Source organism: Actinoplanes sp. ATCC 53533, assembly GCF_003947245.1.
Window position 1 is genome coordinate 1 of sequence record NZ_QHHV01000252.1, and the last position, 11,631, is coordinate 11,631.

Genomic DNA, 11,631 nt, shown 5'->3' on the forward strand with positions numbered 1-11,631 from the left:
ACAACGGCAGACACCTCGTCTACGCCACCACCCACGACACCGGCACCACCTGGGGCTCCATGAACTTCAGCCTCCTGACCAACTGGACCGACATGGCCTCCGCCAGCCAGAACACCATGTCATCCGCCACCGTCGCACCCTCACTGTTCTACTTCGCCCCCAAGAACATCTGGGTCCTCACCTACCAATGGGGCCCATCGCCCTTCATGTACCGCACCTCGAACGACCCCACCAACCCCAACGGCTGGTCCGCGGCACAACCACTGTTCACCGGCAGCATCACCGGCTCCGGCACCGGACCCATCGACCAGACGATCATCGGCGACGGCACCACCATGTACCTCTTCTTCGCCGGCGACAACGGCAAAATCTACCGAGCCGGCATGCCCATCGGAAACTTCCCCGGAAACTTCGGCGCCACCTACACCACGATCATGACCGACACCACCAACAACCTCTTCGAAGCACCCCAGGTCTACAAAGTCCAAGGCCAAAACCAATACCTCATGATCGTCGAAGCCATCGGCGCCAACGGCCGCTACTTCCGCTCCTTCACCGCCACCAGCCTCAGCGGCACCTGGACCCCCCAAGCCGCCACCGAGAGCAACCCCTTCGCCGGCAAAGCCAACAGCGGCGCCACCTGGACCAACGACATCAGCCACGGCGAACTCATCCGCACCACCGCCGACCAGACCATGACCATCGACCCCTGCAACCTGCAACTGCTCTACCAAGGACGCGCCCCCAACTCCGGCGGCGACTACGGCCTCCTGCCCTACCGCCCAGGCCTACTCACCCGCCAACGCTGACCACCACGACACCCGCCCACCGACCGGCGGGCTCGGCACCAGACCGAGCCCGCCGTGTCACGCGGTGGTCCCGGATCGCGGCTCAGCCCGGGCGGAGGTCCGTGACCGGCAGGCCGTACTCGGCGGGCGGGCCGGGCAGAGCTCGCGTCACCCGACGGCGGTGCCCTCGAGCTCGACCATCAGGTCGGGGACCGCCAGCCGGGCCACCCCGAGCAGCGTGCTGGCCGGTCTCACCCCGGCGGCGCCCAACCGCGACGCCAGCACGCCGTAGTGCTCGAAGAGCCGGTCGACGTCGGTCGTGTAGACGTTGAGCCGGACGAGGTTCGCCAGCGACATGCCGGCCTCGCCGAGAACGGCCTCCAGGTTGTCGAGGCTCAGCGCCAGCTGGGCCGCCAGGTCGCCGGCGTGCTGGGGCTTGCCGTCGCCGCTCATCGCGGTCTGCCCGGCGCAGTACAGGGTCCGGGCGGGCCCGGAGACCAGCTCACCCTGGTTGTATCCCAGCTCCGTCGACCAGGTCCACGGGTTGACCGCCGTCCGATCCATCGCTGTCTCAGCTCCATTCATCTCCGGTGTGGTCATGGGAGAAGCCTCCCAACCAATCACGACACCCTGTGTCGTGTATTCCTGGCATAGTTCTCGTATGCGGGCCGACCGGTTGGTCTCGCTGGTGCTGCTGCTGCGCCAGCGTGGCCGGCTGCCTGCGGCCACCCTGGCCCGCGAGCTGGAGGTGTCCACCCGCACCGTGCTGCGCGACATCGAGGCGCTGTCCGCGGCCGGCGTCCCGGTCTATGCCGAACGCGGCCGGCACGGCGGTTTCGCGTTGCTGCCCGGCTTCCAGACCGAGCTCACCGGGCTGAACCACGACGAAGCGCTCGCCCTGCTGGTCGCCGGATCGCGGCGCGGCGCGCAGGCGTTCGGTCTCGGCTCGGCGCTCGCCTCGGCCATGCTCAAGGTGGTCGACGCGCTGCCCGAGAGCTATCGGGACACCGCGGCCGGCGCGGCCGAGCGGCTGCTCATCGACCCGGAGACCGACCTGCTGTCGCGCCGGCTGGTCGCCGAGGAGCTTCCCGACATCGTCGTGGCCGCGGTCCGGCGCGCGGTGTTCGCCGGGCACAAGTTGCGCATCCACTACGCGGCGCTGGGCCAGCCCCCGAAGTGGCGCACGGTGGACCCGATCGGCCTGGTCACCGTCCGCGAGCAGGGCTACCTGCTGGCCACGAGGTCCGGCGCCGACCGCACCTACCGGCTGTCCCGCATCGTGGCCGCCGAGGAGCTCGCCGAAGCCGCACAGCGACCGGACCGGGTCGATCTGGACCGGGCCTGGCAGGAACGCAGCACGCGGTTTCGGACCGGCGGCGACCCGGTCACCGTGCTGGTGCGGGTGCCCGCGGCGCGGCGGGAGGAGCTGGTGCGCACCGCGCTGGCCGTCCGCAGCGAGGAGGCCGACGCGGACGGCTGGCTGCGGCTGGAGGTGACCTTCCAAGATCCGAGACATGCCGAACGGGCGCTGTGGCAGCTCGCCACGAACGCGGAAGCCCTGGCCCCGCCGTGGTTGCGCACCGCCCTGCGCGACCGCGCCGCCGCGATCGCCGCCTGCTACGAAGTGTCATCGCCCGGCGGTCGGTGAGACCCGCGCGACGACGAGGAGTAACAGCCCGCAGGCCGCGACGATCGCCCAGGCCGGTCGGGACGCTTGGGCGAGACCCGCCGGTTCGGTGTGCGCGATGACGCCACCCGCGACGGCGACGCCGAGCGCCGCGCCGAACTGGCGTGCCGTGGAGGTGATTCCACCGGCGACGCCCGCCTGGGCGGCCGGCAGCCCGCTGACCGCGGTGTTGGTGATCGGGGCGTTCGCGAAGCCGATGCCGACGCCGATGAGCAGGTAGGCGAGCAGCAGGACCTGGATGCCGGTGTGGTCGTGGAGGGTCACCAGGCAGAGGGCACCGAGCGTGATGCTGCCACCGGCGAGCAGCAGCGGCAGCCGCGGCCCGGTGCGGCCGATGAGGAAGCCGGACAGCGGGGCGCAGACGGTCGCGGCGATGGCCATGGGCAGCGTGATCGCGCCGGCCATGGCCGGGGTCAGCCCCTTCGCGTGCTGCAGGTAGAGAGTGCCGAGCAGCAACGTCATGTTCAGGGCGATGAACACGACGACGGCGCCGAGCACCGCAGCGGTGAAAGGCTTACGCCGGAACAACCGCAGGTTCATGAGCGGCTCACGGCGCCGAGACTCGGTCCGCACGAAACCCGCCACCGCGGCGACGACGACCGCGTACCCGATGATCGCGCCGGGCGAGACCCACCCGATGCTGGGGCCTTCGATGAGCAGCGCCACCGACCCGCCCACGACGACGGCCAGCAGCAGCTGGCCCGCCCCGTCCAGGCTTCTCGGCCGCGGCGCCCGCGATTCCGGGACGAAGACCGACGTCAGCAGCAGGACGACCACGATGATCGGCACGCCGGCCCAGAAGACGGACCGCCAGCCGAGGGCCGAAACGAGCACGCCGCCCACCAGGGGCCCGGCGGCCATGCTGACTCCGAAGATCGCCGCCCACACGCCGATCGCCTGGGCCCGCTCCTTCGGGTCGGTGATGACGTTGACCACGATGGCGAGCGCGACCGGACTCAGCATCGATCCGCCGACGCCCTGGGCCACCCGCGCCACGACGAGCACGCCGATCGACGGCGCGAGTGAGCAGGCCACCGACGCCACCCCGAACACGACCAGCCCCAGCTGGAAGACCCGGCGCCGGCCGATCCGGTCGGCCAGCGCACCGGCGGAGATCAACAGGCTGGCCAGGGCGATGGTGTACGCGTCGACCGCCCACTGAAGGCCACGGGTCCCCACCCGCAGGCCCTGCCCGATCGACGGCAACGCCACGTTGACGATCGTCGTGTCGAGTCCGACCACGAACAGGCTCATGGAGCAGATCGCCAGCACCAGCCAGCGGTTGGTGTGCCGGGTGGCGCCTTCGACCAGCCCTGTTGTCCGCATCACTGTCGCCTCCGAGTTCGCCGGTCACCTCGGAAGATCGTGTCCCCGGGCCCCGCCGACCCGGTAGAAAACTTGCGAAGGCTGCAAAAATGGGGGGATGGACGCCGAGCTGCAGCGAATGATCACCGACATCGGGCCGCGGCTGCGATCGCTCCGCCGTCAGCGCGGCATGACTCTCGAAGCGTTGTCGGCCGCGTCCGGGATATCGGTGAGCGGGTTGTCCCGGCTCGAGTCGGGCAAACGCCGTCCGACCCTCGATCTGCTCGTGCCGCTGGCCCGGGTGCACCGCATCGCGCTCGATCAGCTCGTCGCCGCGCCGGCCAGCGGCGATCCGCGGGTCCACCTGACGCCACGGCGGGCCCACAACGGCAGCGTCGTCGTCTCGCTGACCGACTATCCGGGGCGCGTGCAGGTCTTCAAGCAGGTGATCGGGCCACGCCGGCCCAAGCTGGTCACCCACGCCGGATACGAGTGGCTCTACGTGCTGGCCGGGGAGCTGCGGCTCCTCCTCGGCGAACGTGAGCTCACCCTGCACGCCGGGGAGGTCGCCGAGTTCGACACCGGCGAACCGCACTGGTTCGGCCCGGCGAACGATCAGGTGGTCGAGATCCTCCACCTGTTCGGCCCGCAAGGCGACAAAGCACAGGTCCGCGCGCGCCCGGGCGCCTCCCGCCGCAACGAGGTCAGTGATTCCTAGGCTCAGGGTGCGATCGCTGTCGATCCCGGTCACGATGAACGCCATGACGTCTCGTTCCCGACAGCAAGTCGGCCAGGAGTTCACCGTCACCGTCCGGCCGGGCTGAGTGACAGACCGGATCATGTTCATCATCGGCGTCACGCGCCCGGCACGACGTCGTCGTAGCCCTCCTTCCGCAGGCCGAAGCGGTAGGCACGGTTCATCACCAGCCGCAACAAGCGGGCCATCCCCGGGATCGCCGCGACGACCTTCAGCAGGACCGCCGGCGGGCCACCCTCGGCGTTCGCCGCATTGGCAGCGAGGTGTTCGCCCGCCAGCACCATCAGGTCCGGCACCGTGCCGCGGTCGGGGTGCGCGCCGGGAGCCCACGGCCGGGAGCGGGCCACGGCGTGGTTGCCGGTCACCTCCGCGTGCTCGACGTCGATGAGCAGCGCCGCGTGCGGGGGCATCCCGCGCAGCGCCATCGTCTCCAGCAGCGCGGGATCGTCGGTGATCGCGCCGCGGCCGCGGCCGTGGAGCACACCGCTGCGCCCCGGGACGAGCGCGGCGAACGAGAGCCGGTCGTCCTGTAGCAGGTTGTGGAGCGAGTCGGCGCGCTTGTTGCCCCGGCGATCCGGGATGACGAGCGTACGGCCGTCCAGGATCCGCGCCACCGCCTGCCGGTCGCCGCGCGGGCTCGTGTCGCTCCCCTCGGCGGAGTCCCAGGTGGACAGTGCGAGGAACGGCGAGGCGGCCAGGAACTCGGCGACGCCGGGCCGGCGCAGGGGGCCGTCACCCGCGATCTCGATGGTGGGCCCGGGCTGGGCGGGTGGCTGCCACAGGCGGGACCGGAGGACGGCTTGCGCGCAGTGCACGAACGCCTCCTCGATGTCGACGGTCGTCTCCGCGCCCTTCCGCCCCGCCACCGAACCGTTGACGCGCAGGATCTCACCGACGCCCGGCACGAGGAAGAAGAACGAGACCGGACCGCGCGGGTCGCCGGGCTCGGCCAGGGCGAACGAGATCCGGGTGGGCGAACGGACGCGGGCGAACCCTGGCGTGCCGCCGATGAAGGTCGTCCTGCTGGTGCCGTCGGCGGTCCGGTAGCCGAAGGCCGCGATCGGACACCGGGCGAGGACGGTCCGGCAGCCCTCGTCGAGGGCGCTGATCTGCTTAAGCATGATCATCGGCGCCGGGCGGCCGATGGTCGCCTCGACCTCCGCCACCGTCGCCAGCCGGCGCGCGGTGCTCGGGCGATATCCTTGCGTGGTCTTGTTTTCCCAGCTCACAGTACTATTGTGAACAATAGCTCAGCTCTTTGGCTACTCGCTTTCCGCGCCTGAGACAGGACCGCCAGATGCCGTCGGCCGACCGCCGCCTTCAGCCACGTCGCACGCCTCGCCAGGTGCGCGCCGAGCTCACCCGCGAGCGCATCCTCACCGCCGCTGCTCACGTTTTCGCCGAGCACGGCTACGCCGCCGGCACCACCAACCGCATCGCCGAACGCGCCCGCATCTCCATCGGCTCGCTGTATCAGTACTTCCCGAACAAGGACGCCATCCTCGCCAAGCTGCTCGTGCGGCACATCGACCACGGCACGTGGACGCAGGCCGACCAGCTCGACCTGTCCCCCGGGAGCCTGGAGGCGACGGTGCGGACGCTGGTCCGCGACGCGATCGACAACCACGGCGACGATCCGCAGCTGCTCCGGATCATGATCGAGGAGGCGTCGTTCTCCCAGGAGTTGCTCGACACGATCGACCGGCACGGCAAGACACGCGTCGGTCAGGTGCGCGACCTCCTCGCCCGGCACCCGGATGTCGGCGTGCGAGACCTCGACACCGCGGCCGAGCTGATCGTGTTCACAGTGGAGATGAACACGCACAAGCTCATGGCCGACCCGCGGGCCATCCCGGTCGAGACGTTCGAGAACGAACTGGTGGACATGATCACCCGCTATCTGCGCGGCCCGGCGCGGGGCGCGCCCCGGCCCGGCGAGACCGCGGAAGGCGCACCAGGCTGACCGCGCCCGCGCACGCGGACCCGGGTGGGTGACCCACCGGGGATTCCCGCTTCCCGGCGGGAGAATCGGTGCATGGGCGCCGGCGTGCGGGTGGGTGTCACGGCCATCGCGACGGCGGCGATGGCCACCTCGACCCTGCCGCTGTACGGGGTCAGCGCGCTCGGCCCGATCCTCGTCGAGGACCTGGAGCTGTCCCGGCCACAGCTCGGATCGCTGGTCGCGGTGACGATCAGCGCCGCGGCATTGCTGTCGATGGCGGCCGGGCGCCTGATCGACCGGATCGGTGCGCGCAGCGGTCTCCTCGGCCTCGCCGCCGCGGTCGTGGCCACCTTGTTCGCCGCGTCGCTGGCCGACTCCTACGCCTGGCTGCTCGCCGCGCTGGCGGTCGCCGGTGTCGGGCAGGCGCTGGCGAACCCCGCCACGAACGTCCTCATTCGGGCCCGGATACCGCCGCCCGGCGACGGCCTGGCCGTCGGCTACAAACAGTCCGGGGTGCAGATCTCCGCCTTGCTCTCCGGGCTGGTCCTGCCCTGGGTGGCGGCCGAGCACGGGTGGCAGTGGGGGCTGCGGACCTCCGCGGCGGCCGCCCTGGTGGTGGCCGTCGCGGTGCCGCTGGTACGAGCGCCCGCGCCGCACGTCCACTCCGGGGCCCGGCGACCGCTGCCGCCGTGGCTGTTCCGCCTGACGCTCTACTGCTTCGTGCTCGCCACGGCGAACGCGGCCGTCGCCGCCTACCTGCCGCTGTTCGCGGTTCAGGATCTCGGCTACCGGCCCGGCATCGGTGGCGCGGTGCTCGCCTGTTTCGGGGCGGCCGGCGTCTTCGGCCGCGTCTGGTGGACGCGGCGGGCGGCGGGCGGGAACGACCGGCCGGCGACGATGCTGACCGGCCTGGCCTGCGCGGCCGCCGGATGTGCGCTGCCGCTGGTGGTGGCCACCCTGCCGCACCTGGGAGCGCTGGTGTGGGTCGGTGCGCTCGGGGTCGGCGGATCCGCGACCGCCGCGTACGCGGTGGCGATGCTCGAGGTCGTCCGCAACGCCGGCGATGACACGGGCCGGGCGTCCGGCCTGGTGTCGGTCGGCTTCTTCCTCGGCTTCGCGGCCGGGCCGATCGCCTTCGGGTTCCTGACCGACCATGCCGGATACCGGGCCGGCTGGATCGCGGTGGTCGGCACGCTCGTCCTCGCCGCGGCGGCGGGCCTGCCGTTCCGTCGCATGGCCGCGCCAGCCGCCGGCTGACCGCGGACCCGGACGCGGATACGAAACGGCAGCGGTCCCCCCAAGGACCGCTGCCGTTTCTCCCCTATCACCCGTCGCGCGGTTTAACCCTCAGCGGGTGGCACCGGCGCGGCGCTTGCTCCAGACGTCGAAGGCGACCGCGGCGAGCAGGACCCCGCCCTTGACCAGCATCACCGTTTCGCTCTGGGCACCGATCAGCGACATGCCGTTGTTGAGGACACCCATGATCAGGCCACCGGTGATGGCGCCGACCACCTTGCCGACACCACCTTGGACCGCCGCGCCGCCGATGAAGGCCGCCGCGATCGCGTCCAGTTCGGCGTTCGTGCCCGCGGTCGGATTACCCTGGCCGAGGCGCCCGGCGAAGACGATGCCGGCGACGGCGGCGAGCACGCCCATGTTGACGAAGAGCCAGAAGGTCACCGACTTGACCTTGACACCGGAGAGCGTGGCGGCCTGCAGGTTGCCGCCGACCGCATAGATCTGCCGGCCGAACACCGAGCGGTTGGCCAAGACGGAGTAGACGAGCACCAGCCCGGCGAGCAGCAACAGCACCCAGGGCAGGTTCTTGGACCGGGCCAGCTGCACGACGATGAACATGACCACCACGGCGGCCACCGCGATCTTCGCGGCGAACTGCCACAGCGGCTCGACGACCTGGCCGTACTTGAGGCGCCCGGACCGGCTGCGCCACTGGGCCAGCGCCAGCAGCCCGACCGCGACGACGCCGACGAGGAGACTCAACAGATCGGCCCCGCCCAGTGCGCCGAGGCCGATGTTGCCCAGATAGCCCTCGGTGAAGCCGTTGGCCAGGGTCTGCACCTCGTTCGGAATCGGGCCGACTCGCTGGTTGTCGAGCACCATGTAGTTGACCGCGCGGAACAGCAGCATGCCGGCCAGCGTGACGATGAACGCCGGGATGCCGAAGTAGGCGACCCAGAAGCCCTGCCACGCCCCGATCAGCCCGCCGACGATCAAGGTGATCAGCAGGGCCAGGGGCCACGGCACGTCGTGGTTGACCGTCAGCACCGCGGCGACCGCGCCCGTCGTCGCCACCACCGAGCCGACCGACAGGTCGATGTGCCCGGCGATGATGACCAGGATCATGCCGATCGCCAGGATGAGGATGTACGAGTTCTGCACGACGATGTTGCTGATGTTCTGCGGCGCGAGCAGGTCACCGTCCGTCAGGATGGTGAACAGCACCACGATCACCGCGAACGCGATGTAGATGCCGCTCTGCCGCAGATTGATGGTGAACCGGCGGGGAGACTGGCCGACCGGAGGCAGCCCGGCGGCCGCGGATCCGTCGAGAGCGAGGTCGGCGTTGGTGGGGGCGACGCTCATCGCGGCTACTCCGTTCCTCTGGTCATGAGCGCCATCAGGCCCTCTTGGGTGGCGTCGGCGCGCGGCACCTCGCCGGTGATCCGGCCGGCCGACAGCGTATAGATTCGATCACAGAGCCCGAGCAGCTCGGGCAGTTCCGAGGAGATCACCAGCACCGCCTTGCCCTGGTCGGCAAGCGCGTTGATGATCGTGTAGATCTCGTACTTGGCACCGACGTCGATGCCCCGGGTCGGCTCGTCGAGAATCAGCACGTCCGGGTCGCTGAAGATCCACTTGGACAGGACGACCTTCTGCTGATTGCCGCCGGAGAGCTTGCCGGTGATGCTGAGCACGCTCGGCGCCTTGATGTTCATGCTCTTGCGGAAGCCGTCGGCGACCTTGTATTCCTCGTTGTCGTCCACGATGCCGCCGCGGCCGGCGAGCTTACCGAGGGAGGCGGCCGAGATGTTGCGCTTGATGTCCTCGATGAGGTTCAGGCCGTAGCGCTTGCGGTCCTCGGTCGCGTAGGCGATGCCGTGCTTGATGGCCTCCTGCACCGAGCGGAGCCGGATCTCCTGGCCGTCCTTGATGATGCGACCGGAGATGTCGGTCCCCCAGGACCGGCCGAAGACGCTCATCGCCAGCTCGGTGCGGCCCGCGCCCATCAGGCCGGCCAGGCCGACGACCTCGCCGCGGCGCAGCACGAGGTTCGCGCGGTTGACCACCACCCGGCCGTGCTGGGTGGGGCTGTGCACCGTCCAGTCCTCGATCCGCAGGATCTCCTCGCCGACGTTCGACTCGTGCGGGGGGAACCGGTGGTCCAGGTCGCGGCCGACCATCCCGGAAATGATCTTGTCCTCGGTGACCTCGTCGGTCGCCAGGTCGAGGGTGCTGATGGTCCGCCCGTCGCGCAGGATCGTCACCCGGTCGGCGACGGCCATGACCTCGTTGAGCTTGTGCGAGATGATCACGCTGGTGATGCCCTCGTCGCGCAGCCCGCGGATGAGGTCGAGCAGGTGGGCCGAGTCCTCGTCGTTGAGCGCGGCCGTCGGCTCGTCCAGGATGAGCAGGCGGACCTGCTTGGACAGCGACTTGGCGATCTCCACGAGCTGCTGCTTGCCGACGCCGAGTTCGATGATCGGGGTGGTCGGGTTCTCGTTCAGGCCCACCCGGCGCAGCAGCTGCGCGGCCGCGTGATTGGTGGCGTTCCAGTCGATGAACCCGCGCTTGGCCTGCTCGTTGCCGAGGAAGATGTTCTCCGCGATGGACAGCTGCGGTGCCAGCGCCAGCTCCTGATGGATGATGACGATGCCGCGGTGCTCGCTGTCGCGGATGCCGGCGAACCGGCACTCCTCGCCCTCGAAGGTGATCTCGCCGTCGTAGGAGCCGTGCGGGTAGACCCCGGACAGCACCTTCATCAGGGTGGACTTGCCGGCGCCGTTCTCTCCGCAGATCGCGTGGATCTCGCCGCGACGTACCGTCAGGTTTACGTCCGCGAGTGCCTTGACCCCGGGAAACGTCTTGGTGATGTCCTGCATCCGCAGGATCGTCTCGGTCATGCTTACTCCATCAAGGGGTCGAACGGGCAGATGCCCGGGTGGCGGTCCCCCGCCCGGAGGCGGGGGACCGCCCGTCCTCACTGCAGGTCCGACTCCTTGTAGTAGCCGGTGTCCACCAGCTCCTTCTTGTAGTTGCTCTTGTAGATGATCACGGACTCGAGCAGCTGGGACGGCACCACCTTGACGCCGTTGTCGTAGTCCTTGGTGTTGTTGGTCTGCGGGGTCTGGCCCTTGAGCACCGCGTCGGCCATGTCGACGGTGGTCTTGGCCAGCTCGCGGGTGTCCTTGTAGATGGTGGCGAACTGCTCACCGGCGATGATCGACTTGACCGAGGCCTTCTCGGCGTCCTGCCCGGAGACGATCGGGTACGCCTGGCCGGCGGTGCCGTAGCCGTTGCTCTTCAGTGCGGCCAGGATGCCGATGGACAGACCGTCGTACGGCGAGAGCACGCCCTGCACCTTGGTGCCGCCCTTGTACGTCGAGGTCAGCAGGTCCTCCATGCGAGCCTGCGCGGTCTCGGCCTTCCACTGCAGGATGGCGACCGTCTTGAACTCGGTCTGACCGCTCTTGACCACGAGGGTCTTCTTGTCGATGTACGGCTGCAGGATCGACATCGCGCCGTTGAAGAAGAAGGTGGCGTTGTTGTCGTCCGGCGAACCGGCGAACAGCTCGATGTTGAACGGACCCTTGGCGTCGCCGGGCGAGCCGTCCTCCTTGAGCAGCTTCAGGCCGACCAGCAGCGAGGTCGCCTGCTGGACACCGACCTTGAAGTTGTCGAAGGTGGCGTAGTAGTCCACGTTCGGGCTGTTGCGGATGAGCCGGTCGTAGGCGAGCACCGGGATCTTGTTGTCCTTGGCGGTCTGCAGCTGCGAGGTCAGCGCGGTGCCGTCGATGGAGGCGATGATCAGCAGCTTGGCGCCGCGGGTGATCTGGTTCTCGAGCTGGCTGACCTGGGTCGGGATCTGGTCCTCGGCGTACTGCAGGTCGACCTTGTAGCCCTTGGCCTCGAG

Annotated in this window: 11 protein-coding genes; 5 read left to right on the forward strand and 6 right to left on the reverse strand. The window is 69.8% G+C overall.

What is annotated here, in order from left to right:
• On the forward strand, positions 1–809 hold an 809-nt coding region (locus DMB66_RS51880; protein ID WP_255441493.1), incomplete at its 5' end, for a non-reducing end alpha-L-arabinofuranosidase family hydrolase.
• A gap of 147 nt (positions 810–956) precedes the next feature.
• Here DMB66_RS51880 and DMB66_RS51885 read toward each other — a convergent pair.
• The gene (locus DMB66_RS51885; RefSeq protein ID WP_125811471.1) at positions 957–1,352 is read right to left on the reverse strand and encodes a RidA family protein; all 396 of its coding nucleotides are present in this window, start codon (positions 1,350–1,352) and stop codon (positions 957–959) included.
• A 97-nt stretch (positions 1,353–1,449) separates the two neighbouring features.
• Between DMB66_RS51885 and DMB66_RS51890 the strand changes: the two genes are divergently transcribed.
• On the forward strand, positions 1,450–2,436 hold the full coding sequence (locus DMB66_RS51890) for a YafY family protein (RefSeq protein WP_125811472.1): 987 nt from the start codon (positions 1,450–1,452) through the stop codon (positions 2,434–2,436).
• Here the strand turns inward: DMB66_RS51890 and DMB66_RS51895 are convergent.
• Positions 2,416–3,801 (reverse strand): MFS transporter, encoded by a 1,386-nt coding sequence (locus DMB66_RS51895; RefSeq protein ID WP_125811473.1) that lies wholly within the window; start codon positions 3,799–3,801, stop codon positions 2,416–2,418. The two genes, DMB66_RS51890 and DMB66_RS51895, sit on opposite strands and share 21 nt — an antisense overlap.
• 97 nt (positions 3,802–3,898) lie before the next feature.
• Here DMB66_RS51895 and DMB66_RS51900 point away from each other — a divergent pair, with 97 nt between their 5' ends.
• Positions 3,899–4,498 (forward strand): helix-turn-helix transcriptional regulator, encoded by a 600-nt coding sequence (locus tag DMB66_RS51900; protein WP_125811474.1) that lies wholly within the window; start codon positions 3,899–3,901, stop codon positions 4,496–4,498.
• Positions 4,499–4,635: 137 nt separating this feature from the next.
• On the opposite strand, the gene DMB66_RS51905 is transcribed toward DMB66_RS51900, so the two are convergent.
• The gene (locus DMB66_RS51905) at positions 4,636–5,766 is read right to left on the reverse strand and encodes a pyridoxamine 5'-phosphate oxidase family protein (RefSeq protein WP_125811475.1); all 1,131 of its coding nucleotides are present in this window, start codon (positions 5,764–5,766) and stop codon (positions 4,636–4,638) included.
• 116 nt (positions 5,767–5,882) lie between these two features.
• On the opposite strand from DMB66_RS51905, the gene DMB66_RS51910 reads away from it, so the two are divergent.
• The gene (locus tag DMB66_RS51910) at positions 5,883–6,500 is read left to right on the forward strand and encodes a TetR/AcrR family transcriptional regulator (RefSeq protein WP_233625457.1); all 618 of its coding nucleotides are present in this window, start codon (positions 5,883–5,885) and stop codon (positions 6,498–6,500) included.
• A 72-nt stretch (positions 6,501–6,572) separates the two neighbouring features.
• Positions 6,573–7,736, forward strand: coding sequence for an MFS transporter (locus tag DMB66_RS51915; RefSeq protein WP_125811477.1), 1,164 nt, complete (start codon positions 6,573–6,575; stop codon positions 7,734–7,736).
• Between the two features lie 90 nt (positions 7,737–7,826).
• Here the strand turns inward: DMB66_RS51915 and mmsB are convergent, their stop codons facing one another.
• The 3 genes from mmsB to chvE all read right to left on the reverse strand — a co-directional run.
• Complete coding sequence (mmsB, locus tag DMB66_RS51920; protein WP_125811478.1) at positions 7,827–9,083, reverse strand: multiple monosaccharide ABC transporter permease; 1,257 nt, start codon at positions 9,081–9,083, stop codon at positions 7,827–7,829.
• Between the two features lie 5 nt (positions 9,084–9,088).
• The gene (gene mmsA / locus DMB66_RS51925; RefSeq protein WP_125811479.1) at positions 9,089–10,621 is read right to left on the reverse strand and encodes a multiple monosaccharide ABC transporter ATP-binding protein; all 1,533 of its coding nucleotides are present in this window, start codon (positions 10,619–10,621) and stop codon (positions 9,089–9,091) included.
• Between the two features lie 77 nt (positions 10,622–10,698).
• On the reverse strand, positions 10,699–11,631 hold a 933-nt coding region (chvE, locus tag DMB66_RS51930), incomplete at its 5' end, for a multiple monosaccharide ABC transporter substrate-binding protein (RefSeq protein WP_148112865.1).